Origin of the sequence: Megasphaera hexanoica, from assembly GCF_043520715.1 — a bacterium.
GTDB classification, from domain to species: Bacteria; Bacillota; Negativicutes; order Veillonellales; family Megasphaeraceae; genus Megasphaera; species Megasphaera hexanoica.
In genome coordinates, this window is the sequence record NZ_CP171361.1 from 1,069,633 (window position 1) to 1,093,982 (window position 24,350).

33 protein-coding genes are annotated in these 24,350 nt (G+C 43.8%); 32 read left to right on the plus strand and 1 reads right to left on the minus strand.

What is annotated here, in order from left to right; genetic code table 11:
• Window positions 1–196 precede the first annotated feature (196 nt).
• Window positions 197–694, minus strand: a complete 498-nt coding sequence (locus ACGTIC_RS05045) for a DUF2321 domain-containing protein (protein ID WP_113855060.1) — start codon at window positions 692–694, stop codon at window positions 197–199.
• A gap of 72 nt (window positions 695–766) precedes the next feature.
• Between ACGTIC_RS05045 and ACGTIC_RS05050 the strand changes: the two genes are divergently transcribed.
• From ACGTIC_RS05050 to ACGTIC_RS05205, 32 genes are all read left to right on the plus strand, one after another.
• On the plus strand, window positions 767–979 hold the full coding sequence (locus tag ACGTIC_RS05050) for a hypothetical protein (protein WP_113855059.1): 213 nt from the start codon (window positions 767–769) through the stop codon (window positions 977–979).
• A complete protein-coding gene (locus ACGTIC_RS05055; protein ID WP_257536597.1) occupies window positions 969–1,097 on the plus strand; it encodes a hypothetical protein in 129 nt (42 codons plus the stop codon). The genes ACGTIC_RS05050 and ACGTIC_RS05055 overlap by 11 nt, the downstream gene beginning before the upstream one ends.
• Before the next feature lie 225 nt (window positions 1,098–1,322).
• A complete protein-coding gene (locus tag ACGTIC_RS05060; RefSeq protein WP_257536596.1) occupies window positions 1,323–1,676 on the plus strand; it encodes a LysM domain-containing protein in 354 nt (117 codons plus the stop codon).
• Between the two features lie 12 nt (window positions 1,677–1,688).
• Window positions 1,689–1,925 carry a hypothetical protein gene (locus tag ACGTIC_RS05065; RefSeq protein ID WP_113855058.1) on the plus strand — a complete coding sequence of 79 codons (237 nt, stop codon included), beginning with the start codon at window positions 1,689–1,691 and terminating at the stop codon, window positions 1,923–1,925.
• Between the two features lie 379 nt (window positions 1,926–2,304).
• The gene (locus ACGTIC_RS05070) at window positions 2,305–2,475 is read left to right on the plus strand and encodes a hypothetical protein (RefSeq protein ID WP_162816185.1); all 171 of its coding nucleotides are present in this window, start codon (window positions 2,305–2,307) and stop codon (window positions 2,473–2,475) included.
• Window positions 2,476–2,677: 202 nt separating this feature from the next.
• Window positions 2,678–2,974, plus strand: a complete 297-nt coding sequence (locus tag ACGTIC_RS05075; RefSeq protein WP_113855056.1) for a hypothetical protein — start codon at window positions 2,678–2,680, stop codon at window positions 2,972–2,974.
• Window positions 2,971–5,490 carry a DNA methyltransferase gene (locus ACGTIC_RS05080; RefSeq protein ID WP_257536595.1) on the plus strand — a complete coding sequence of 840 codons (2,520 nt, stop codon included), beginning with the start codon at window positions 2,971–2,973 and terminating at the stop codon, window positions 5,488–5,490. Before ACGTIC_RS05075 ends, ACGTIC_RS05080 begins: the two co-directional genes overlap by 4 nt.
• Before the next feature lie 4 nt (window positions 5,491–5,494).
• Window positions 5,495–5,728, plus strand: coding sequence for a Lar family restriction alleviation protein (locus ACGTIC_RS05085; protein WP_113855055.1), 234 nt, complete (start codon window positions 5,495–5,497; stop codon window positions 5,726–5,728).
• Window positions 5,725–6,129 (plus strand): hypothetical protein, encoded by a 405-nt coding sequence (locus tag ACGTIC_RS05090; RefSeq protein WP_113855054.1) that lies wholly within the window; start codon window positions 5,725–5,727, stop codon window positions 6,127–6,129. Before ACGTIC_RS05085 ends, ACGTIC_RS05090 begins: the two co-directional genes overlap by 4 nt.
• 166 nt (window positions 6,130–6,295) lie before the next feature.
• Window positions 6,296–7,177, plus strand: coding sequence for a hypothetical protein (locus ACGTIC_RS05095; RefSeq protein WP_113855053.1), 882 nt, complete (start codon window positions 6,296–6,298; stop codon window positions 7,175–7,177).
• 4 nt (window positions 7,178–7,181) lie between these two features.
• Window positions 7,182–7,472 (plus strand): RusA family crossover junction endodeoxyribonuclease, encoded by a 291-nt coding sequence (locus ACGTIC_RS05100; RefSeq protein ID WP_257536594.1) that lies wholly within the window; start codon window positions 7,182–7,184, stop codon window positions 7,470–7,472.
• Window positions 7,473–7,658, plus strand: a complete 186-nt coding sequence (locus ACGTIC_RS05105; protein WP_113855051.1) for a Lar family restriction alleviation protein — start codon at window positions 7,473–7,475, stop codon at window positions 7,656–7,658.
• A gap of 14 nt (window positions 7,659–7,672) precedes the next feature.
• On the plus strand, window positions 7,673–8,440 hold the full coding sequence (locus tag ACGTIC_RS05110) for a hypothetical protein (RefSeq protein ID WP_113855050.1): 768 nt from the start codon (window positions 7,673–7,675) through the stop codon (window positions 8,438–8,440).
• 52 nt (window positions 8,441–8,492) lie between these two features.
• The gene (locus ACGTIC_RS05115; protein ID WP_113855049.1) at window positions 8,493–8,945 is read left to right on the plus strand and encodes a hypothetical protein; all 453 of its coding nucleotides are present in this window, start codon (window positions 8,493–8,495) and stop codon (window positions 8,943–8,945) included.
• A 181-nt stretch (window positions 8,946–9,126) separates the two neighbouring features.
• Window positions 9,127–9,543 (plus strand): HNH endonuclease signature motif containing protein, encoded by a 417-nt coding sequence (locus tag ACGTIC_RS05120; RefSeq protein WP_113855048.1) that lies wholly within the window; start codon window positions 9,127–9,129, stop codon window positions 9,541–9,543.
• A 77-nt stretch (window positions 9,544–9,620) separates the two neighbouring features.
• The gene (locus ACGTIC_RS05125; protein ID WP_113855047.1) at window positions 9,621–10,088 is read left to right on the plus strand and encodes a phage terminase small subunit P27 family; all 468 of its coding nucleotides are present in this window, start codon (window positions 9,621–9,623) and stop codon (window positions 10,086–10,088) included.
• Between the two features lie 2 nt (window positions 10,089–10,090).
• Window positions 10,091–11,836, plus strand: coding sequence for a terminase large subunit (locus tag ACGTIC_RS05130; protein WP_113855046.1), 1,746 nt, complete (start codon window positions 10,091–10,093; stop codon window positions 11,834–11,836).
• Complete coding sequence (locus tag ACGTIC_RS05135) at window positions 11,833–13,068, plus strand: phage portal protein (RefSeq protein WP_257536593.1); 1,236 nt, start codon at window positions 11,833–11,835, stop codon at window positions 13,066–13,068. The genes ACGTIC_RS05130 and ACGTIC_RS05135 overlap by 4 nt, the downstream gene beginning before the upstream one ends.
• On the plus strand, window positions 13,065–13,814 hold the full coding sequence (locus ACGTIC_RS05140; RefSeq protein WP_113855045.1) for a head maturation protease, ClpP-related: 750 nt from the start codon (window positions 13,065–13,067) through the stop codon (window positions 13,812–13,814). Before ACGTIC_RS05135 ends, ACGTIC_RS05140 begins: the two co-directional genes overlap by 4 nt.
• Entirely contained in the window at window positions 13,811–14,938 is a 1,128-nt protein-coding gene (locus ACGTIC_RS05145) for a phage major capsid protein (protein WP_113855044.1), read from the plus strand. The genes ACGTIC_RS05140 and ACGTIC_RS05145 overlap by 4 nt, the downstream gene beginning before the upstream one ends.
• A gap of 9 nt (window positions 14,939–14,947) precedes the next feature.
• Complete coding sequence (locus ACGTIC_RS05150; protein ID WP_027895854.1) at window positions 14,948–15,223, plus strand: head-tail connector protein; 276 nt, start codon at window positions 14,948–14,950, stop codon at window positions 15,221–15,223.
• A 4-nt stretch (window positions 15,224–15,227) separates the two neighbouring features.
• On the plus strand, window positions 15,228–15,584 hold the full coding sequence (locus tag ACGTIC_RS05155) for a phage head closure protein (RefSeq protein WP_113855043.1): 357 nt from the start codon (window positions 15,228–15,230) through the stop codon (window positions 15,582–15,584).
• Complete coding sequence (locus tag ACGTIC_RS05160) at window positions 15,571–15,969, plus strand: HK97-gp10 family putative phage morphogenesis protein (RefSeq protein ID WP_113855042.1); 399 nt, start codon at window positions 15,571–15,573, stop codon at window positions 15,967–15,969. Before ACGTIC_RS05155 ends, ACGTIC_RS05160 begins: the two co-directional genes overlap by 14 nt.
• Window positions 15,966–16,430, plus strand: coding sequence for a DUF6838 family protein (locus ACGTIC_RS05165; RefSeq protein WP_113855041.1), 465 nt, complete (start codon window positions 15,966–15,968; stop codon window positions 16,428–16,430). The genes ACGTIC_RS05160 and ACGTIC_RS05165 overlap by 4 nt, the downstream gene beginning before the upstream one ends.
• Before the next feature lie 21 nt (window positions 16,431–16,451).
• Window positions 16,452–17,606 carry a phage tail sheath subtilisin-like domain-containing protein gene (locus tag ACGTIC_RS05170; protein ID WP_257536592.1) on the plus strand — a complete coding sequence of 385 codons (1,155 nt, stop codon included), beginning with the start codon at window positions 16,452–16,454 and terminating at the stop codon, window positions 17,604–17,606.
• Between the two features lie 11 nt (window positions 17,607–17,617).
• Window positions 17,618–18,052: a phage tail tube protein gene (locus ACGTIC_RS05175; protein ID WP_113855040.1), complete on the plus strand. Its 435-nt coding sequence runs from the start codon at window positions 17,618–17,620 to the stop codon at window positions 18,050–18,052.
• A 10-nt stretch (window positions 18,053–18,062) separates the two neighbouring features.
• Window positions 18,063–18,476 carry a hypothetical protein gene (locus ACGTIC_RS05180; protein ID WP_113855039.1) on the plus strand — a complete coding sequence of 138 codons (414 nt, stop codon included), beginning with the start codon at window positions 18,063–18,065 and terminating at the stop codon, window positions 18,474–18,476.
• Between the two features lie 180 nt (window positions 18,477–18,656).
• Window positions 18,657–21,191, plus strand: a complete 2,535-nt coding sequence (locus ACGTIC_RS05185; RefSeq protein WP_113855038.1) for a phage tail tape measure protein — start codon at window positions 18,657–18,659, stop codon at window positions 21,189–21,191.
• Window positions 21,192–21,929 carry a phage baseplate protein gene (locus ACGTIC_RS05190; protein ID WP_051525009.1) on the plus strand — a complete coding sequence of 246 codons (738 nt, stop codon included), beginning with the start codon at window positions 21,192–21,194 and terminating at the stop codon, window positions 21,927–21,929.
• Between the two features lie 111 nt (window positions 21,930–22,040).
• The gene (locus ACGTIC_RS05195) at window positions 22,041–23,498 is read left to right on the plus strand and encodes a C40 family peptidase (protein WP_162816184.1); all 1,458 of its coding nucleotides are present in this window, start codon (window positions 22,041–22,043) and stop codon (window positions 23,496–23,498) included.
• A 12-nt stretch (window positions 23,499–23,510) separates the two neighbouring features.
• Window positions 23,511–23,921, plus strand: coding sequence for a DUF2577 family protein (locus ACGTIC_RS05200; RefSeq protein ID WP_113855036.1), 411 nt, complete (start codon window positions 23,511–23,513; stop codon window positions 23,919–23,921).
• Entirely contained in the window at window positions 23,914–24,348 is a 435-nt protein-coding gene (locus ACGTIC_RS05205; protein WP_162816183.1) for a DUF2634 domain-containing protein, read from the plus strand. Before ACGTIC_RS05200 ends, ACGTIC_RS05205 begins: the two co-directional genes overlap by 8 nt.
• The last annotated feature ends 2 nt before the right edge of the window (window positions 24,349–24,350 follow it).

Genomic DNA, 24,350 nt, shown 5'->3' on the forward strand with positions numbered 1-24,350 from the left:
TATTGATTAGAAAGAAACCGGAAAGGAGTTGAAAGCATGAAATATAAAAGTTGTCCGCATTGTGGGGCAGAGGTAAAAACCGAAAATTTCTGCACGCAATGCGGACAAAAGATGACAGAAGAATGTAACTGTTGGGTATTAAAACGAAAATTTAACTGTCAGCAGAAGCAATGTCCAGGGATGAGGCTGAGAGTTATTATGGCCAAAGGATGCGCTTAGCCGTTTCTGATGCAACGGAAATTAACGTTTGTTTGATGATGTCAATAGAAAGCTTTCCAACTTTTTCAAGAATTTTCTTGATTTTGACAATAGCTACAGTTGAGCTAGGAGATTCATATAAGATCTTATCGATGTTTTTGTTAAAGAAATCAATATCTGATATGGATAAGTTTGACATTTGAATTAATTCTTTAGCAGCTGAAAGCGCCGAATTTGTCCAAGGGAAAGGATGACCACATTTAATACAATAGGCGGGCGGCTGAGTTAGTCGCAAAGGAACACGTAAAGAAAATATATCATCACCGTCGGCTAAATCGTAATCGCCACGAATAGACGCATGACAACTGGGACATTCGGTTATCGTAGGAGCACCACAGATATGACAATACGTTTCCCTACGTTCGGGGTTATGTTCTATGTTGCCCGTTGTAATATGACCATTCATACAAATTTCAGCAGTATAAAACGTTGGCATAACATCACCTCCTTTCGAGATTCATTATATCACGAGAGGAGAAAAGAATTATAAGCAGTAGGAGGAAGAAACATGGAAAATCCATGGAAAGTGGGATGGAGCGTGGACACGATTTATTGGTGGGGGTGTAAAAAAAATTACGGGGTATACCGCTTAATTAATCCTGACGAACCGGATCATGTCGGGAACCGGGTAGTGTGGGGCGGATTTGAAACAGAAGAGGAAGCTCAAGTGCTAGCAGATGAACTGAATAATGCGGAAAAAGGTGATGATCATGTTAGATGATTTTTACATGGATATCTTGGAATTTTATCAAAACCCGGAAAACGTCAAAGCATTGGAAGCGTACCGGAAGGGTAGGGAAGTAGAGAAGAAGGGAGAGAAGACGAAAGCCAATGAATAAGAAAGAAAAAGCCTTTTTGGAAAATAACCTGTATACAGACGCATTGAGATGTCTACGTACAGATGCGGCATTGAAAAATGATAAGAGCAAAAAAGCCGTATAATGGCCAATGCTGCCAAAGTTGCTCTTGCAGAAGCGGAATATATTGGCAAGTATTTTAGGCTAGATGTTGAAGGTATCAAGGCAAGAGCTAAAGAAACGTTTGAATTGCAGAAAGGGTAAATCATGAAAACACTGAAAATATATGATCAGAAATTACATGACCATCATCCAACTGCGCTGATGCCGGCGAAAAAAGCAAAAGCGGTCCGACTGGGGATAACCATTTTGCTGGCATTTGGCATTGGAGTTTATGCCGGAACTGGGATAGGGAACGGCGGGGGACAGGTGGCAACAGTGGCCGCCGATGATGCGGATGTTCACATTGTCGCCGACGGCGAAACATTATGGGATATTGCCCGTGGTATTGCAGATGTCCGCGGGCAGGATATTAGGGAAACTATTTACGAGCTCCAAATCAATAATGATATTGGAGACAATGACAATCTGCAACCAGGGCAAAGAATCATCATCCGGTGAGGAGAGAGCGCTATGAAGAAAATCAGTAAAGACGCATTGAAACGCATGCTCATGCAACTCGTTGGCTGGCATATGTTGCCAGGCGGAGTTGATAATATGCTGGTTGATACGGTATATAAGCAGGTGACAAGCGGCACATGGGGTAATGGAAATCCAAAGAGGATTTTCAAAGCCGACGGATACTATTGTGTTCAGTACCAGAATGGGATGTGGTGGCACTATGATTTGATTAACAAGTTATGGTTTTAATGGGAGCGTGAATCGATGAAGAATTGGTATAAACCGGGGCCGGTCCGGGTATCTCACATAGAGCCGGACCCGCGTCCCCAAAAGCCGAAACGAGACTGGAAGACAGATAGCGATGTTATGGATTACCAGGCGAAAAACATAGAAAAAGTTAGGAAGCGTCTGGAACGCACCAAGAGAAAATGAAACGCTGCTATTACTGTCGCAAGAAATTGACCGGGCGGATACATTACGTTGTTACTCCGTCCGGGAACTTGGCCCCTGTCTGTGCTGATGACCGGGAATGTAAGCCGCGTGGCATATCGTGCCATGGCGACAGGCCAAAATGCAAACATCAGCCTAAAAACAAGGTACTCCATAAAAATAAAAGGAGGGATTGAAAATGGTAAATGAAATGGAAAAAGAAAAGAGCATCTCCGATTGCAATCAGACTTTGATAGCAGAAATTGTAGAGCTTGAAGAAGATGCCCGTTATACGAAAACCGGGGTTTTAATTAGCATCGCAGTTGTTTTAATTTTGCTAGCTATTGCAGAGATTATTTCAAGTATTTAGATGCGGGAAGAAAGGGAAAAGATATGAAGAAAAGTCAACCTATATACGGGAGATATGATGGATCACAAAAGAAAATCATCATATTAAATGAACATGAATTAATCAGGGATGCAACTCGAGATCTTTTCAAAAAGCGTACAGGGCGGAATAACAGCAGGGGGCTGGCCGCGTTAAAGGCGATGATTGTAAGGAGGCACCATAAATGAAATATATTGTAAAACTATTTATCGTGATTATGGCAGCTTATTTTGCTGTCGTTGTAATAGGCGGGTCATTTGTTGGAACGATTACGAAGCACTTCGGCGGCAATATGACAATCGAACTGGAAGCCGGCCAAAAATTAGAGCCATACACGGTACAGTGGGAGCCGGGCAGCGGAAATATTTGGTATTTAACGGAACCAATGGAAGAAGGATATCAGCCTAAAAAATATGAATTTAAGGAAAAATCAAACTTAGGCGCCATGGAAGGTAAGATTACATTTATTGAAACGAGATGAAAAAAATGGATGCAGAATATAGAAAATTTCTAGAATCTAAAGTTGTCCAGGCACCGAAATCGGGATTTACCATCTCAAGCGCGGAAATCAACCCCGCGCTAAAACCCCACCAGCGGGACGCGGTACAATGGGCCGTAGCCGGTGGCCGGCGGGCCCTTTTCGAAGCCTTCGGACTGGGCAAGTCGGTACAGCAGCTGGAATGGTGCCGGATTATTACAGAGTACATCAAAAAGCCGGCGCTTATCATTTGCCCTTTGGGGGTTAAACAGGAATTTTCCCATGATGCGGTACACCTGCTGCATATGGATGCGCCAACCTATGTACGGGATATGGATGAAATACGTAGTTGTCAGAAGCATATTATGATTACGAACTATGAGAGAGTGCGGGATGGAAATATAGATCCAACGTACTTTAGCGCTGTCAGCCTCGATGAAGCCAGCGTATTACGGAGCTACGGCTCCAAGACATATCAGACGTTTTTAAATAAATTCCAGGGCGTGAAATATAAATTAGTGGCTACGGCAACGCCTTCACCAAACCGGTACAAAGAATTGATTCATTACGCCGGCTTCCTCGAAATCATGGACACGGCGCAAGCGCTGACACGGTTTTTCCAGCGCGACAGCACGAAGGCCAACAATCTTACGTTATATCCTCACAAAGAAAAAGAATTTTGGTTGTGGCTATCCACCTGGGCCCTGTTTTTGCAGAAGCCTTCCGATTTGGGATATAGCGATGAGGGGTATGATTTGCCACCATTAGATGTACGGTATCACATGCTTGAAGCCTCAAATGTCACGATGACGTATGAAAAAGACGGCCAGGGCAAGATGATTCCTGATTTTGCCGTTGGATTATCACAAGCAGCCAGGGTTAAGCGGGAAAGTATCGATATCCGGGTAGCCAAAGCGAAAGAGATTATTGATGAGAGTCCAGGTGATCATTTTATTATTTGGCATGATTTGGAATCGGAGCGGCATGCAATAAAAAAGACAATCCCAGAGTGCCGGGAAATTTTCGGTTCGCAAGACCTGGATAAACGGGAAAAAAACACCATTGATTTTAGTGAAGGCAGATACCGGATTTTGGCAACGAAAAAGGAATTATCCGGAAGCGGCTGTAATTTCCAAAGGCATTGTCATCGTGAAATATTTTTAGGTATTGATTATGAATTCAATGATTTTATACAGGCCATACACCGTTGCTATCGTTTTTTGCAAGATAAGCCGGTTGTCATAGACATTATCTATATGGAGCAAGAGCAGGAAATACTCAAGGTCCTAAAGGAAAAATGGCAGCAGTACGACAAACTGACAGAGAACATGGAAAAGATCATTAAGCAGTACGGATTGGCGCAAACGGATGCGGTACAGGAGATGAAAAGAAGCATTGGAGTACGACGGATTGAAGTAAAAGGGAAGAACTACCGGGCCATACATAATGATTGTATTGAAGAACTAGCCACCATGCCGGATAACAGCGTAGATGAAATCATCACATCTATTCCGTTCGGCAATCATTATGAATATTGCGAATGTTACAACGACCTGGGACATAACGAAAACACGGAACGGTTCTTTAAGCAGATGGATTTCATGACGCCAAATCTTTTGCGGGTGTTGAAGCCGGGGCGCGTATTCTGCTGCCATGTCAAAGACCGTATATTGTTCGGAAATACGACAGGGACGGGCATGCCCACTGTTGAACCATTTCACGCGTTGACCATCCTGCACTATATGAAACATGGTTTCCAGTTTTTCGGAATGATTACCGTAGTTACTGACGTAGTACGGGAAAACAATCAAACATATAGGTTAGGCTGGACGGAAAACAGCAAAGATGGCACGAAGATGGGAGTCGGCTGTGAAGAATATGTCTTGCTATTCCGGAAGCTTCCGACAGATACGTCAAATGCATATGCCGATGTACCTGTAAAAAAAGACAAAAAGGATTACACCCGTGGGCAATGGCAGATAGACGCACACGGATACTGGCGAAGCAGCGGGAACCGGCTTATCTCGAAAGATGAGCTGGAAGCGATTCCGGTAAAGAATTTGCAGAAAGTGTACAGGCAATTCAGCCGTAGCCATATATACAACTATGAAGAACATGTAAAGTTGGCAAACGAATTGGATAAGGACGGCAAATTGCCAGCCTCATTTATGGTGGTAGCCCCTGGGAGCTGGAATGAGAGCGTGTGGGATGATATTAACCGTATGAGAACATTGAACACGCAGCAGCGATTAAAAAGAAAGCAGATGCATCTTTGCCCGTTGCAGCTTGATATTGTGGAACGGCTTGTTGATCGCTACAGCAACCCCGGTGAAATTGTTTTAGATCCGTTTGGAGGATTGATGACGGTCCCTCTAGTAGCCTTAAAAAAAGACCGGAAAGGGATAGGAATAGAATTAAATCCAGACTATTTTCGGGATGGACTGGGCTATTTAAAAACAGAAGAGGCAAAGAAGAATGAACCGACATTATTTGATTTTTTAGGTGTAGAGGAGGAGTAAAACCATGAAATTATTTCACAGGATTTTTGGAAAGCAAGAAAGTTTGAAAGCGTGCCCATTTTGTGGAAGCAAGGTAGAAGCCGTGAAAGGGAAAGGAGCATTGCCTATTGTTGCTATTCGTTGTTTAAATGACAAATGCGGCGCGGATATTATGTTTAACAAATGTGAAACGGATTTAGATGGAGCTATTGAACGTTTTAATCAGCGAACCGTTGAAGTCATAGAACCGCAAAAATGAAAACGATGAAATGCCCGCTTTGCGGGAAAAACGCGAACAGCTTTGTATATTGTCATAAAGAAAAACAAAGTATTTGTTGGAATCATTGCAAAGATTGCCAGTATTTTATTTCTATTGATTATTCTTGCAGTTACAAACTATCACTGGTTCAAAAAAAGCTCATTGAACTGCAAGACAGAAGGAGAAAAGCTAACAAAGAACGCCAGGTCAATGAGTATGCGGTAAACGAACATAAAGCGGTCATGATGCGGCGTGATGCGATTCCTAAAGAAGTAGAACATACATCATCGCACTATGATGCGGCAGGAGTTTTAAAAGCAAAAAAAGCGAAAAAGAAGAAAAAAGTACAAATGGCTGCTCAACAAGTGGCGACAACAGTAGAAGAAGTATCGTTGTTCTAAGAATAATTCCTTATATACATATGTAATGCTATTTTGGATTTACCATTGCATATGCATATAAGGATTATCTCTATTTTTTTATACCGTCTTTGACGGGTTTGCGGGCTTGTAATGGGTTTTATCTTTTCAACCATAGAGAATAATATCCAAATAAGAGGGTGACATCATGATACCGAAGTCTTTTATCAGAGAGAAAAAAATATATTGTGGAAGTTTTCTTGAAGTGGAGATATACCGGGTATACGATGTCACGAAAAAAGGACGAAAAGAGAAGAAACAAAAATCATCCTTGAAGATGATCCAGGCAAATGAAAAGAACGCTAAAAAGAAATTGAGAAGAAAAATAGCAGCCAACTTTGATAGGGGGGATTATGTGGTACATCTGACATATGCCCCGGAGTTTTTGCCAGACAGTCCGGAAGAGGCTGAGAAGATTTTAACGAACTATATCCGACGGATAAACAACAGGCGCAAAAAAGAGGGCTTGCCTAAAATGAAGTACATCGCTGTCACGGAATGGAAAGAAAAAGATGGCGGGAAAATATATAGGCTGCATCATCATGTCATCATGGACGGGGCACTTTGCCGAGATACCATAGAAGAATTATGGACGGCACCCAGAAGAAAAGGGGAAAAGGTACGTCCGTCGCTGGGATATGTGAATGTGAACAGATTACAGCCTTCAGAAACAGGATTCACCGACCTGGCGAATTATCTCACCAAAGGCATACCGAATAAAAGACGTTGGCGGGCATCGCAAGGACTAAAGGAACCGGTTGTTAAAAAATCGGATTATCGTTGGTCCGGGAAAAAACTAAATCAAATGGCGGCCTTAGTTGACGTTCATACCGAGTGGGAAAAACTATATCCGGAATATTGGTACAGCAAGGCTACAACAAAACTCGATGAAATGCGAGGGTGGATGATTAGTATTGTCATGAGAAAAAAGGAGAGCGATGTAAGAAATGCTAAAAATCGTCATACCGGGGACATTGCCCGGATTGAACGAATATGTTCGGGCAAATCGTGCAAACGCACGAAAAGGTAGCAGAATGAGCCGTGACGCACATATGCTATGTAAACTGGGCATGATTAAAGTGAGAGACTGTCGTATTGACAAAGTAAAAATTGTGTTTAGGTGGATTGAGCCGAACCGCCGCCGTGACAAAGACAATATATCATTTGCCAAAAAATTTATTTTAGATAGTTTGCAGGAAGTGGGCATTATTAAGAATGATGGGTGGGATGAAATTATCAGCTTCCGGGATGAGTTTTATCTAGATCGGAAGAATCCAAGAGTAGAAGTATATATTTTTGCACCCGACGAGAAAGAGATGGTGTAAATGACAGAATCGAGAAGTAAGGTCTTGAAACGTTGCCCTTTTTGTGGTACGCGCAAGCCTGTCATGCTGTGGAGCGGCGGAAGCCAGGTATATTACGTCTTCTGTACTAATTGCCGGGCCAAAGGCGGGTGGAGCAAGTCACGGGAAGAAGCGGCCGAATTATGGAACGCGAGAGTTTGGAAATAGGAAGAAGGTAGACTATGAAGGTAAGTACAGCCATGATAGATAAAGCAATTCGCGACCGATACCAGGAACCTAATTGGTTGTTAGGGTTTGAAGTTGGGAACAGTACCGGCGCTGAGTTAAAGCGGCATGCGGATGCTGTTGCAATTAATCAGTATCCGTCACGGTCGTTTGAAACGATTGGCATGGAAGTAAAAATCAGCAAAGGAGATTTACGGCGCGAACTGGAAGATGCGGACAAGTGCGATGAATTGTATAAGTACGTAAATGAGTGGTATTTAGTTGTCCCGAAAGGATTAACGGACGGGGAACTAATACCGCCTAATTGGGGCATCATGGAATATCATGAGAAGTCGGGACGCCTGCGCATAAAACAACCGGCGAAATGGCATGATGCGGTTGTGGATAAGGGATTCATGATAGCGTTTGTACGCGGACTGGGAAGATCCGATGATTACACGAAACAGCAAGCCTATAGGGAAGCCTACAATACAGTAAGATTTCAAGAAGAGCAAGCACAAAAAGAACTAGCGGCATTGCGAACGTCACTAGAAAAAATACGTAAGGCCACAGGAATAGATTTGGTTGAATGGAATGCAGATAGGTATATCAAAATCATTCAAGTTGCAACAAATATTTCAGATCAGTTGAAGCTAGGGTCTGCATCCCGTCTAAATTTGCAGACTCAGATAGAAGCGAGTATCGAATTAATGACAGACGCAGCCCAAAAGATAGAAAGCGCCTATAAAGGAATTTTGCCATTGCTAGGGGGTGAAAAAGGATAGATGCAGACCGCCGCCATGATGCGGACAAGTAAGCTATACAGGAGGTAGGAACATGACAGCTGATGAGTATTTAGGCCAGTACCGGCTGATTGAAGCCGAAATAAAACAGCGTGAAAAGTTAATTAATAGAATGAGGAGAGAAATATTTAGCGGCCCGACTGATAATGTTACAGCTAACATCGATGGCGCTATCAGAGGGGGCAATAGCAATTACTGGGACGCCCGTAGTTTGGAGCAGTACAAGGATGAATTAGGCAAACAGGAGGAAAAAGTAAAGGCGTATCGTAAATTTCAGATGGATGTCATCAAACAGATAGATTCCATGGAAAGCAGGATAGACAGAGTTATATTGTACAGCAAGTACATAGATGGTCTGACCTGGGAAGAAGTAGCAAAAGAAACGGGGTATAGCTTCGGCTATGCCCGCGGATATCTAAAAAGCGTGGCCCTTAATCATTTTTTTATTAAATATAATAAGCAATTCTACAAAATAAATAGCAAATAGAATAAACTCAGTACAAAATAATACATAGAGTCGTGGTATACTATATAGTAAAGAAGTGTGAATAAGGGCGCATCGAATAGGTGACGCCCTGTTTTTATGTCAAAAATTGAACAGGGGGTAGGGGTATAGGCAAAGGGGACCGCTTCCCCGGAAGCCTAAACCAGTTAAGGGCGGTGAAATCATGTTGACAAGAATATGCAGCATATGTGGGCAGATACATCCACAAGGACAGCCTTGCCCGCAGGCTTCCAAGCGGCACAAAGAATATGATACCGAACATAGAAACAAGGGGGCGGCCCGGATCTACCACGGGACGACATGGCGCAGGCTGAGACGTATCATCATGGCCATGGCGAATGGGTTGGATGAGTACGAACTATATGCTAATAATCACATTGTTAAAGCAGATACTGTACATCATATAGAACCGCTGGAAGATGAGCCAGGCAAAGCCTATGACATTACCAATTTGATAGCTGTAAGCAGAAAGACACACGCTAAGATACATGAAGCGTACAACCGCTCAGAGGCTGATAGTAGCGCGATTAAAAATATGTTGAAGCGGATTGCCGGGCAGCACACCGGTGGGGGTGTTTGAAAAAGTTTTTATTACTCCTCAGGTCCCCGCGCGTCCTATCATCTTTCGCAAAAAATCCCCGATGGAGGTGATCAGAGATGGCAACGCCACGAAAAAGACTGTCCATGTGTACGAAACACATGACGAAAAAAGAGAAAATCGATAAGCAGCAGGCGGAAAAACGGCTGAAAGTGGCACGGGACCAGTTGAAGCCACCTGATTTTTTGCCGGATATCGCCAAAGAAGAATTTTGCCGGGTGGCCAGGGAAGCGGCCGGGGCAGATTTTTTGGATAACCTCGATTTATCAATTTTAGCTATTTATGCTGACAACTGGGCTAAATATATCCGGGCATCTGAAGCCATTCAGCGGGAAGGATTAACCTACGAAACAGCCAAAGGAAATATTTTCCCGTCTCCATACGTCAATATTGCCGACAAAGCCGCTGCAATGATTATGCGGTGCAGCAGTAAGCTGGGACTGGCTACGACGGACCGATTGAAATTAATCATTCCGGAAAAAGAGGAAAAGCCAGCCAACAAATTTATCAAGCTGCTTGACGCGTAAGCATGAAAGACCATACGACCGAATACGCGCGGCTGGTATTGAGTGGTAAACGGCTGGCTGGCCGGACAGAAAAGCTGGCGTGCAAGCGTCATATTGACGATATGCACCGGAAAGGGTTCCCGTATATTTTCGACGTCAAAGAAGCCGAAAAGCATATCAAAATAGCGAATACGCTAACCATCGGCGAAGGGACTGAAAAACGGCCGCTTGTTACAAGAGGTTTTCAAAACTTCATTATCGGATCTATCTTTGGCTGGCGTAAAAAACGAAGTAAAGAGCGGCGATATCGTGAAGCCTACGTACAAATGGGGCGGCAAAATGGCAAATCTTTCATAGCCGGGGAGCTCTGCAACGACTTTGCCACGTTTTCCGGGTATCATAACGGCAATGTGTTCTGTACGGCTACAAAAATGGACCAGGCTAAAATCGTGTGGAAAGAGGTAAAGAAATTTATCTATTCCGACAATGATTTGAAGCAGCTGTATAAGGTCAAGGACTATGTGTCAAGCATCCTCTCCCTGGTAACGGGGAATGAAATAAAGGCGATTGGCCGTGACACAACTTCCGCCGACGGCTTCCGGTCCATCCTTGCGGTTATCGATGAATATCATGCACATGCGTCCGATCAGATGTATAAACTCATGCTGGATGGTCAAATCAAAGTAGACTCAGCTCTCACCATCGCCATAACGACGGCAGGATTTAACTTGAATGGCCCTTGTTATCAGCAATACCAATTTTGTAAGAAGGTGCTGGAAGGCGTCATCAAGAAAGAAACCCTGTTTATTTATATCGCTGAAATGGATGAAGACGATGATATATGGCAGCCTAAGAATTGGGCTAAGGCCAATCCGCTGATACTGTGGCAGGATGACACGACGCTGGACAAATCAATGATGGCCAGGATGGCCGAAAAAGCCATTGACGCCAAAGAAAAAGGCGGCGCTGACCTGGTGAACTTTCAGACGAAATCGCTCAATACATGGGTAACGTATACCGGCGGCTCATTGATTGACCTTAAAGCCTGGAAGATGTGTGAAAGTGATTTGACGATAGCCGATATGGCCGGTCATGACTGCTATTTAGGCATCGACTTATCAAGCGGCGGCGACTTAACATCTATTGCGCTGCTGTTTGCAATCCCAGACGATAACGTTTACATATGGAGCAAGTCATATATGCCGGAGTTACGTCTGGCAGAACATCAAAAAACAGATGAAGCACCTTATGGAGAATGGGCAAAGCATGGATTGATTACGCTGACATCGGGAATGTACGGTATCAAAACGGACTATAAAGCAATCATTGCGGACCTGAAGCAGCTCATAGATGATTATCATCTGAATATCGTCGGTTGTGGCTATGATGCGCACAATGCGAGTGCCTTTTTAGGCGATTTAGAGGATGTACTGAACTGTGATTTGACAGAAGTCAAGCAGTCGGCGCGGTCATTGAACGATACAACGAAAGACTTCCAGTTATCCGTAGAAGCCAGGCAGGTACGCTATGACAAACACAATGATTTGCTTACATGGAGCGTCGTCAATGCCATTATTTCCGCCCCGAATTCATTCGGGGAAATCAAAGTCGATAAAATGACACAGACCGAACGGATTGACCCCATCGACGCTATCATTGATGCATGGAAAATATGGTTCCTGCTGAAAGACGACAATAAAGGTGATGGAGAAGCGGCCCTGGACATGTGGCTGGGCATAACCGACAAGAAAGAAGGTGAGAACGCGTGAAGTTATTAGACAAAATCAAGAAAAAGATCAGAAACAGCTCTGATAGTGCCGATGTCATCAGCTTATCGACTATCAACGAGCTGTTTTTTAATAACCAGGCGAACACTGGCGGGCCGGATATAAGCGAAATCACCTATTTTACATGTCTGAAAACGCTGGCTGAAAGCATCGGGAAAATGCCTTTATATCTCATGGACGAGAATAAAAACAGGATTATGGACCATGATGTTATGCAGCTGTTCAATGTGCAGCCCAATCAGTACATGACGCCGATACAGTTTTTCACGTATTTGGAATATTGCCGCAACCATTATGGCAATGCATACGCCTACATTGCTATGAACGGCGGTAAATTCATTGGTATCTATCCCCTGGACCCGCGGCGTATTGAAATATGGGTAAACAACACCGAAGAATTTACCAGGCGATCGTTTTATTACCGCTATATGGATGAACGCAACGGCAACAGCTATTGGTTTTTGCCGGATGAAATCATCCATGTAAAGAGCTGGATAACCGGCGATAGTGGATTAAGCGGCAAAAGCGTCAGGGAGATACTGGCAACGAATATGGCGGGCAGTAAGGCCAGCCAGAAGTTTTTAAATGACTTGTATCAAAAAGGATTAACGGCCAATGCGGTCGTGAAATACGTAGGGGACTTGAGTAAAGAAAAGCAAAGCCTGTTACTATCACGAATTGAAGAACAAGCCAGGGAAAACGGCCGGCGGATTATTACGCTGCCGATTGGGTTTGACATTCAAACGTTAGATCTGAAACTGACAGACAGCCAATTCTACGAATTGAAGAAGTACAATGCCCTGCAGATCGCCGCAGCCTTCGGGATAAAGCCGAACAATCTGAATGATTACAGTAAATCCAGCTATGCCAACAGCAGCGCGCAAAACCTCAGCTTTTATGTTGATACGCTGCTATACAATATCACGCTGTATGAGCAGGAATTAAACCGGAAACTGCTGACGCGGAAAGAACAGAAAAGCGGGCTAGAGTTTAAATTTAACGTCAAAGTGATTTTGAGAGGTGATCCTACACAGCAAGCCGACGTCTTGCAAAAACTCGTTAGCACGTCCATCTATTCGCCGAACGATGCGCGCCGGCAATTAGATATTCCGCCGACAAAAGGCGGCGATGTCCATATCGTCAACGGCTCATATGTAGCGCTACAAGATATTGGCATCGCCTATAGAGGAAATAAAGGAGGTGAAAATAGTTGATTAGAGTAGAAAACAGCGCCGATAAAGCGGAAATTTATATTTCCGGGGATATCATCGACGATGACGAAGGCGCCATTATGGCATGGTGGGACGAGGGAGACGCCTATCAATGGCCGTCAGATATCAAAAAGCAGCTTGACGAGGTAAAAGGCAAGGATTTGACCATATACATCAATTCAAGTGGCGGCAGCGTACCAGCGGGCGTAGCCATTGCCAATATGATCAAACGCCATGATGGCCATACCACGGCGGTAGTTGATGGATGGTGTTGTTCGATTGCGACACAGATATTTTTCGCCGCCGATGATAGACAAATCCCTAAAAATGCCTACCTTATGATTCATAAGCCGGCAACAGGTATTGTAGGTAACGCCGATGACCTGGAAAAAGCCATTACCTTTTTGAATACTATCCAAGAGGGCATGGAAACAGTTTATAACGACGCTGCGAATGATGACGTAACGCCGGAAACGATTCATGACATGGTAAATGATGAAACATGGCTGACGGGAGAACAGGCAAAACAGTATTTCAATGTTACCGTATTGGATAGCACACAGACGGTCGCAAAAGCGGGGAAATCGGAAAACATGAAGAATATCCCTGATGCAATCATAGCCGCCTGGAAAAAGCAGAACGCCGCTGATGATGCGGAGCAGAAAGCAAAACGACAGAGATTGCAAAAGGATTTGAACAATAAAATCACGATTGCGGTCGCAAAAGCGAAAGGAGTTTTAGCAGAATGAAAAAGAGCGAAGAATTAAGACGAACGATTAATGACCTCAAGACCGAAGTAGAAAATTTGCAGGCAGCAGAACAGTATGACGATGCTGCAGCTAAAGCCAAAGAATTGGAAGAAGCAATTAACCAGTACAATGCGGCGAAAGCAATTGAAAAAGTCCAGGGATTGGACGTGACAAACAATCCACTGGAACCGGAAAACAAGAACACGGCTGTAACCGCAAATTTGAAGAACCGGATTTTTAACAAGCTCGTGTTAGGGCGTCCGCTGACGGAAGAAGAAACCGCAGCATATAACACCGCGGGTACGCCGGGACTTGTAGAAGCATCTCCGGAAAAAGGCGGTTACGTAGTGCCGGAAGAACAGATGAACACAGTATATGAATACCGCCGCCAGATGGTATCGTTGAAACCATACTGCAATATTACCCCTGTCACGTCTTTAAGCGGGAGAATGCCGGCCATGGGTACTGAAACAGGCGTATTGACGGAGTTTGACGAATTGAACGAAATCAAGCAGTCTGATTTTGACTTTGAACAGAAAACATATAATGTCAAAACTTATGGTGATATTATCCCGGTTTCTAATCAGCTTTTGGCCGACAATGACGTAAATATCATGTCGATTATTGGCCGTCGCTTCACGCGTAAAGCGGTAAACACGGAAAATGCAAGCATTTTGAGCCTGCTGAAAGCATTGTCTGCTACGACAATCACCGACTATAAGGGCATTGTGAAAGCCATCTTTAAGACCCTTGACCCGACGATTGGCTTGAGTGCTAAAATCTTTACCAATCAGACGGGGATTGACTATCTGGCAGAATTAGATGACGCACAAAAAAGACCGCTGCTGACGCCGGATTTAGCTAATCCGCAGCAGTTACTTTTGCGCGGGCATCAGATTGTATCTTTGCCGGACAGCCTGCTTACAGTAGAGGGGCAAATCCCGTTTTTTGTTGGCAGCATGAGCGATGCAGTCGCTTTTTACGACCGAAAAGGCGTAGAAGTAGCCGTATCGACAGAAGCCGGGTTTACGCGCTATGTTACCTATATCCGGGCAATCGAACGGTACGATGTAAAGATGCTGGATAAAGACGCGGTTGTATTGTTGCAGATTGCCAATGCGTAGGTGGTTTGAATGACAATCGACGATATCAAGACATATCTCAGAGTTGATCATGATGACGACGACAATTTAATCAATCAGCTTGAAAAAACGGCAGATGCGTATTTAGCGTCTGCCGTTACTGATTATAGCAGCCATTACGAAAACGATGAGAATTTCAAAGCGTCGGCGGATATGGCAAAACTGGCAATCATTGCCGAGCTCTACGAAAATCGCAATGAAGCCAAACAGGACGACTATAGCTTTACAATCCGCAGCATGATTACACAACTGCAATACTGGGAGTGATACCATGCAGAAAATAGGTACGCTTGATAAGCGGGTGCATCTGCTGGGCTATAAAGATGTAAAGAACGACAACGGCTTTTATGAGCAGCAGTTTGTAGATCTGGTAGGACATCCGGTATATGCCAGAATCGAGCCGGCACGGGGCAAGTCTTTCTATGAGCAGTATGAAGCCAATAAAGACGCTTCGACATATATGCTGAAAATAACCATCCGGTATCGCAAGGGCATAGATGAAAATACGGTCGTTCAGTATGGCGATAACCTGTATAACGTCATAACCGCCATTGACCCATATATGCGGCATGAAAAGTTGGAACTCATGGTAAATCAAAGGAAACGAGGTGCGGATGATGACGATTGATGAGTTTATTAATCGGATAGACGTAGCTAATGAGAGGTTCCCTTATGAATGTGAAGAAGCTCTGGAAAAAGCCACTAAGACCATGCAAAAAGAACTGAAAAACGCAACACCGGATAGTGGCAAAGAGCATAAGCATAAATTAAATAAAAGCTGGAAACATGACATGGAGGGCCATTCTGGCGATACATTTAAGGGCGTGATTTGGAATACGGCGCCACATTATCATTTGGTAGAGCGCGGGCACGCGAAAGTAGCACCCAGCGGGCGCGTTTTTGGGCATCAGCCTGGCACACATTTTAAAGATAAGACTGTCGCCGCAAAGAAACCGGACATAGTGCAAAAAATGCACACTGATTTATATGAGAAGTTGAGTGATAAGTTTTGAGCCAGATAATTACACGTACGGATATTGTGAAAAGCACCAAGGATTTGTTGGAAAAAACATTCCCGGGGTGCTTTTTTTATGCCGATGAAGTAAAGGAAAATTTTAAAAAGCCATGCTTTTTTATCGGGATCATCTCAACAAGCCGGCCACAAACAAAAGAATTTACGGAAAAAGAAGTGACTATCTACGTCACATATTATCCAAAGGACAGCAACCGGAAACAAAGCCATTACATGGACGTCTTCGAAAAGATCTTTACCGCTGTAGGGCGGGGAATACATGTAAATGACAGGTTTTTGCATGTGGATGCGGTCAGCGATGACACGGCAGGAGAGGACAACGATATTTTACGGGTCAGTATCAATATTACGTATCTGGAAGCTATCGACCGTAGCAGCGAAGAAACTACAACCGATACGCTGGATGAAGTCGCAATGGAAACGAAAATTAAAGAATTATAGCTATAAAGGAGCGTGGATACTATGCCAAAACTGGGCATGCCTAATGTAGATATTGCATTCAGAGAAAAAGGCATTGAAGCAGTGGAACGGAGCCAACATGGCATTGAAATGCTGCTGCTGGAAGAAGATTCTTCGACGATTGAAACGTTACTGAAAGACCACACAGAAGGGACGGAAACCGTAGCCGCCCTTAAAAACCCGTTCACCTTATATACGATTGACGGCATTCCATCATCGTTGAGTGATGAAAATAAAGACTATATTACCAAGTCTTTTATTGGCTATCAGAAATCCCCGCGGCGGGTAAAAGTATATTTAATGGCCAAATCGGAAAGCACGGAAGCCGACAAATTCACAGCCTCGCTGAAAGCCATTGCCAATGAAAATTGGGATTACCTGGCAATCCCGACAATCGCAGAAGCACAAAAAGAAACCGTCGGCACCTGGATAAAGAACCAGCGTGACAACATGAAAAATAGAATTAAAGTCGTGTTGCCGGCATATAAAGGCGATAATGAAGGGATTATCAACTTCACCAATACCTTTATTACAACGAGCACCAAAAAGTATACCGGCGCAGAATATACGCCGCGTATTGCCGGTCTGATTTGTGGTACGCCGATGACCATTTCAGCGACATACGCGCCGCTGAGTGAAGTCGTTGATTGTGATCAGTACGACCCGGACGAACGCGATGAAAAAGTAAATAACGGTGAATTTTTCGTATGGTATGACAAAGAAAAATTCAAAATGAGCCGTGCTATGAATAGTCTTGTGACGACTGGGCAGGACAAACTGGAAGCATACCAGACAATCAAGACCGTGGACGTAATGGATATGATGTATGTGGATATCCGGAAAACGGCGGAAGATAGCTATATCGGCAAGTATACGAACGACTATGATAACAAATGTCTGCTGATGTCGGCAATCAAAGGGTATTTTCTGGAACTGGAAAAAGGCCGACTGCTGCAAAAAGGGAAGAGCACGATTGATTTAGACGTTGACGCTATCAAGAATTGGCGTATTTCCAACGGGAAAAACACGGAAGAAGAATTAGCTGATATGTCGGATCAGGAAATCAAAGAGCTTGATACGAAAAAGAAAGTATTCCTTAAAGCAAGCGTTGTTATTCTTGATGCAATGGAAGATATCAGCCTTGATGTTGATATTTAGGAGGTGATACCATGGATGAATTTAATGCGCAGCAAGTTATGAGCGGGACCGAAGGCGAAGTCTGGATTGACGGTAAAAAAATAGCTGAAGTCACTGCTTTTAAAGCGGAAATAAAATTAATCAAAGAAGAAGTTAACCAGGTCAAAAAGCGGTTCAAGCAGTACAAGACAACCGGGGCAGAAGGCTCTGGCAATGTCAAAATGAACCATGTCAGCTCGTTTTTTATTAACAAGATGGGTGATAATATCAAAAACGGGCACCAGACAGTTTGCACTATCGTAGCTAAACTGGATGATCCGGACGCTATCGGCTCCGAACGTGTCGTTATCCGGGATGCAACATTTGATAAATTAACCCTAATGGACTGGGAAGCGAAGAAGCTGACCACCGATGATTATGATTTTACGTTTACTGATTTTGACGTCATTGATACGGCAAACGATTAGGAGGTAGCACATGAATTTAGTAGATGCGCTTTTAGCCGCTGATGCGGATAAGATTACAGCAAAACAAACGGAAGATTATGAAGTAAAACGGCTCTCTAAGTTGTTAGGGGTGCCGTTTATTTTACACTTGCAGGAAATCAAGTTCCGCCGGATTAAAGAGCTGCAGGACATGGCGACAAAACGGAAAAAGGGCCGTGCCCCGGAAGTGGACTACATGGAATTGGCCGTAAGCTGTTTGGCCGAAGGGATTACGAATGAAGAATTTAATGATCCCCGCGTTTTGAAGCGGTTTAATGCGACGACCAAAGAAGATTTGTTTACTAAGATTTTAACAAGCGGTGAAATTACCAAGATTTCCGAGAAAATCGGGGATTTGTCCGGCATGGATAAAAGCGAAGATGATTTTGAAGAAGTAAAAAACTAATCAAATCCGATGGTAGCGTCAAGCTCATGTATGAACTGTGGGTATCACATGGGCTACGGCCATCGGAATATTATAACGCCGGGTACGGCGAAAAGATCATTTTAGCCGCTTTTATGGAAACAGAACTAGAAGAACGGGAAAAGGAAATCAAACAGATTAGAAGTTTAGGGAAGTGAGAAGATGGCTAGCATTATTGACGTTGTTATGCAATTAACGGACCGAGTCAGTGAGCCGTTACGTCGGATACGTAGCAACATGGAAGAAAATTCACGTCTTAATCGACAATTAGGTAGAGATGTGCGAAATGTAGGGCGAGGATTTGGCAGCATAGCTTCGACAATGATGCCAGCCGCTACTGCTGTATCTGCTTTTGGCGCCCTGGGCACTAAAACCTTCATGGATTTTGAAGATACCATAACCGGAGCCGGGGTAAAAGCCGGGGCAACGGGAGAACAATTAGAACGGATGAAAGAAACGGCCCTGAAATTAGGGCACGACTTCCCGATTACCGCCAGCGAAGCGGCCGAGGCTATGGACCGATTAGCAGCCGGCGGGTTTGATGCGGAGCAGACGATGGCAGCTATGCCAGGCATTATTGAAGCGTCTGTAGCATCCGGGGAAGATATGGCCACAACGTCCGATGTCATCACAAGTGCATTGAACATATGGAATTTAAAAACCGGCGATGTAGCAGAAAACACACAGCATGTCGCTGATGTCGTACAGATGGCCGCTAATGTATCTAAATTAGGTATGGCTGACTTTGGGCTGGCTATGCAGTATGCCGGGGCACCAGCTGCGGCACTAGGCGTAAACATCGAAGAATTATCAACAGCCATGGCCATTATGAGTAACAATGGGATTGAAGCCTCTACAATTGGGACAAGCCTTAGATCTACAATGTCACGGCTGGCATCGCCACCAAAAGAAGCGGCAGCAGCTATAGACCAATTAGGGCTACACCTGCAAAATGCCGATGGTTCCTTTGTGGGGATTACAGAAGCAATCAGCCAGATGCGAGAAGCGATGGATGGCATGACAGATACTCAGCAAGTCGGGATAGCGAAAGCAATAGCCGGGGAAGATGCATTTAGCGGATTATTAGCATTGATTAAGACAAGCCCAGAAGCATACAAAGAAGTAGAAGATTCCATAAAGAACTCTACAGGATCATCGCACGAGGCGTATGTAAAAATGCAGAATACGCTAAAAGGTTCTATAAATGCGATGAAGAGCGCCGTAGAATCACTAGCCATATCATTTGGTTCCACATTGGCACCGAGTGTGAAAACAGCAGCCGATGCAATTAAAAGCATTGCGGATTTTTTAGGCGGGTTAAGCCCGGCGGCTCGTAGCGTCGTTGCGAATATAGCGTTGTCGGTTGTTGGATTTACGGCATTTAGCTTTGTCATGAGCAAGGTATTAAAAGCCGGCGGCTCTATGATTATGATGTATTCACGCATTGGCAATGTACTAAAAGGCGGCCGTGAAACAAACCTGTTATTACGCTATAGCGTATTAGGTGTACGCAGCGCTTTTATACAGTTGAGCGGAACGGCTTCCAAAGTGATGGGCGTTTTACGGAATGGCATGAATATCGGGAGCTGGCGAAGTGCATTAACGTTTTTAGGAACGACGGGAGCTTCCGGATTAAGCAAGATTGGGAGTGCAGCAGCACAAGCCGGGACTAGAGTCATGACGATGATTAGATCCTTTAGCATGGCGGCTATGCTGAATGGGGCAAGGAATGCCGTATTAGGATTTGGCCGGGCACTGTTAACGATTGGCCGAGTTGGTTTGAGTGCTATGTTTTCACCTTTAGGGATTGCGATTATGGCCATTGCCGGCGCCGCGTATATACTTTATAACCACTGGGACAAGGTAGCACCGTTCTTTACAAGCATGTGGAATGAGATTCAAAACGCCTTTTCCGTAGCCTGGCAGGCTATCAGCCCGGCACTGGAAGGCGTGGAAAACGCATGGAACCGGTTAGTTAATGCGTTCAATTCTCAGGGCACAACCCTTAACGGGTTGGCTCATATCATTGAATTTCTGGCAAGCGTTTTAGGCGGCGTATTAATCGCCGGTATCATTGCCGCGGCTGATATATTCACAGGCGTATTTGTAAGTGCCATTGAAATTGTTTCCAGTATCGTCAGCGCAGCTATTGGCGTATTCGGCGGCCTAATTGATTTTATTACCGGGGTGTTTACTGGCGATTGGAGCCTGGCATGGCAAGGCGTTGTGGAAATCTTCAGCAGCATTTTCGGCGGTATCAAAGGGATATGCTCCGGGGTATTAGACGGGATTAGAGCAGCTATCAACGCTGTCATTAATGGAATAAATTCTATTAGCGTAGATATCCCGGATTGGGTACCGGGTGTAGGCGGCCAGCATTTTGGCGTGAATATTCCGACATTGTATACGGGGACAAGCAATTTCAGCGGTGGCCCGGCGGTAATAAATGACAGATTCGGCGGCGAAATTGTTGATTTACCATCTGGAACCCGGATTATACCACATGATCAGTCTGTACAGCAGGCGTATAAAATGGGCAGCATGAGTGGCGGATTTGGTGGTGATATCAATATCAATATCAGCAATGCAAACTTTGCGAATACTGGCGATGAAAAGCGGGAAATCAAACGGATTGCATCAGAAATATTCTTTGAATTGGAAACACGAGCCGTTAATCTTAACACGGGGGCGATATAAATGGCCAGCTTCTTGAGTTTTCTTAGTGAAGTTGTCGGTGCATTTTTAGGCACCGATGGCGAGACTGGGGCGACATTAGTACTAAGTGGCAATAGCAGCAGCGTAACATTTCCCGTAGCCCCTCCCAGTTTTGATGTAGAGAACAGCTATAATAACAATGTCGTCAATGTCAATTCACTGGGAGATATCAATATGATTGGAAAACGGGGACTGAAGACGCTGACGTTCTCATCTTTTTTTCCGGCCCAGTATTATGGATGGGAAACTAATTATCCAAGTGATGATCCGTATACAGCTTGTCAGAAGATTGATGATATGGCACAGTCGGGGCAGGCGTGTACGATATCGATATCAGGAACGTCAGTCAATATGTCATGTACAATTGATAATTTTAAATATGGCGAGCACGATAGCACAGGCGATGTTTATTTTTCAATATCCCTGAAAGAATATAGATATATCATGCCGGCAACGGACACAATCAATGATGTCACTGGGCTGAAATCCAGAGTATCCGAAGCCGTGCAAGAAAGCTCCTTTGTTGCTGTAGCTGGAAACGATACAATGGATAACGCAGCTAAAGCAATACAACGAAACATGAGCATTGCCAAACAAGCAACTAACCGTATTAACCTGTACAGAGCCATGGTAAAAAGCGGTGGGATTGATGTTGGGACAGTCATACGGACTGTTAAAGAGGGAGTAAAAATAAATGATAAGGATTTGATTTTGTGGTGATGAGCTATGATTTTAACAATGTATTATTCAGATCCTCCCATGACAGAGAAAGAAAAACAGGCACTGGAAGAAAAAAAGAAAAATGGCGAAAGCTATACAGAACCGGCAACGATGAAAGATATCACGCCATATGTGATTGATGTAGAGTGGAACGGCGATATTGACCAGGCGGCTCGAAAGCTGTCGTTTAAGCTTGCCTATAATACGGCGGTAAAAGATGTTAATTTCCCGGCCTTAATATTGAAGATGGGAGGCTTTATTTATGCCTATTATGAAGATGATACACAACCCAAAGTCATGTTTTTTAGCGGCCGTATATTTTTTGAAAAACGAAATACGTCTGGATTTACATTTGAGTATGTAGCATATGATGACTTAATTTACTTGGCAAAGTCAAAAATACAGCTTAATTTCCAGAACGTAACGATTACCGACGCAATAAAAACTATTTGCAGCGAAATAGGTATCGAAGTATCTGAGAGCATCCCGAGCCTGCCTACGGTGATTAACTATCTGGCAGATGGGAAAAGTTGTACAGAGATGTTTAAGATCTTTAATGAAAAGTCGAAAGCGGACACCACGAATGGCAGCATTGAGTTTACTGTGCTATGCATTGAAGATAAAATAACTGCTGTGAAAAAAGGTGAGCTGATTGCTGATTACACGGCAACAGATGGGGTGAATATCGAACATACGGAACACAGTCAGTCTATTGAAGATATGGTGAACCGGATTAAAGCGGTCGATGACGTCGGCAATATATGCCAGGTATTTACCATCAATGATGACGTAACGCATTATGGAATGATACAAGATATTTATAAGATGCAACCGGCCAAACAAGGAGAAAGCGTAGATAATGTCAAAGCAGCCAAAGCGATGCTGAAACGGCTAAAAGAAGATAGCAGCCTTGAAGGCATTGGGAATATCCAATGTATCACCGGCTATGGGATAACCATTCAGGAAGAACAGTTAAAAGGCAATTTCTTTATTAAATCAGATGATCATAAATTTCAGAATAATGTACATACGATGTCACTGACACTGGAATATATGCCGGAAACAAAAGAAGAGCCGGAAATAGAACAGCAGGATCTTGCAGCGCCGGTATTCAAATCAGCATCACAGGGCCGGAAAAAGACGTACAATACAGCAACTGGGGGTGGCGATTTGAATATTTCCGCAGGTATGCAGGCCGGATGGAATGCATGGGGCTATCAGACTATGGATAATGGGACAGAAGGATGTTGTGAAGCGGCAACGAAAGTTGGGAGCTACTACAGTCCGTTCCTTGCTGATGAATGTAATAATGGAGTTGTCAGTGTGCCGACATTGGTAGGCGATGCAAATGCCGCGGGCGTACCAGTTATAGATTTTGATGCAAGCCAGTTGGAAGAAGGGGACTGCATTGTATATTACACCAGCGAAGGAGCTGATGGCCATGTCACGATTTACGATGGTAATGGCGGATATATTGGAAATAGCAGCAGTCAGAATATGGTAGTACACAGCGGCGATTATAGTGATTGTGGTACACCGATGCGAATTATTAAGACCTCACATTATTAAGAGGGTGAACAGATGAAGAAAAATGAAGATCCATATAAGGGACTGTTGAATTTATTCCGAAAATTGACACAGCAGTCGATACAAAAAGGAACACGTATAGGTACTATCATATCGCCGCCGCCTGAAATAAAAGTACAATGCGACGGGATGATTTTAGATAAAACACGTTTGTACATTGATGAGTATTGGGTTCCGGGACACACCCGCCATATGGTAGGCGAAACTGATTTTAAAGGTGGAGGGTCTGGTGACGCTGCCTATGAGAGTCATAACCATCCCATTAATAATGATGAGTCTTTGACAGACACATGGGCACCAGGAGATAAAGTATCCATGGAACCGGTCTATAGTGATGACGATAACATTAGCGGGCAGCAGTTTATAGTACATGCCAAACTACGGAGGTTTGATGGGAATGGCTAATCCGTTTATGACGGCGGGGACGTCTGCCATTGCAACGAAATCAGCAGCTCTGCCGGAGTTTAAAGAATTTGACTGGGATTTTGATAAGAATAAATTTTTATATGATGAATATGGGAACCATATCATAAGAACTAAAAACGAGGGTTTAAAGATTTGGATTAAGAAGGCTCTGTTGGTACAAAGATACCGCTACAGAGCCTATTTTGATGATTATGGTTGTGAGATTGAAGATAAATTTATTGGCAAAACGCCAAATGATACGTTGTCAAAAAATGAACTATTTACTTATATTTCAGAGGCGCTGCTAGTCAATCCATATATTAAGAACGTATATCTTGTCAGTACGGAACAGGAAAAGAAGAAAATTACCCTGGCGATTGACGTAAAAACAATATACGGAGAAACGACTGTAAAGATTGAGGTGTAAAA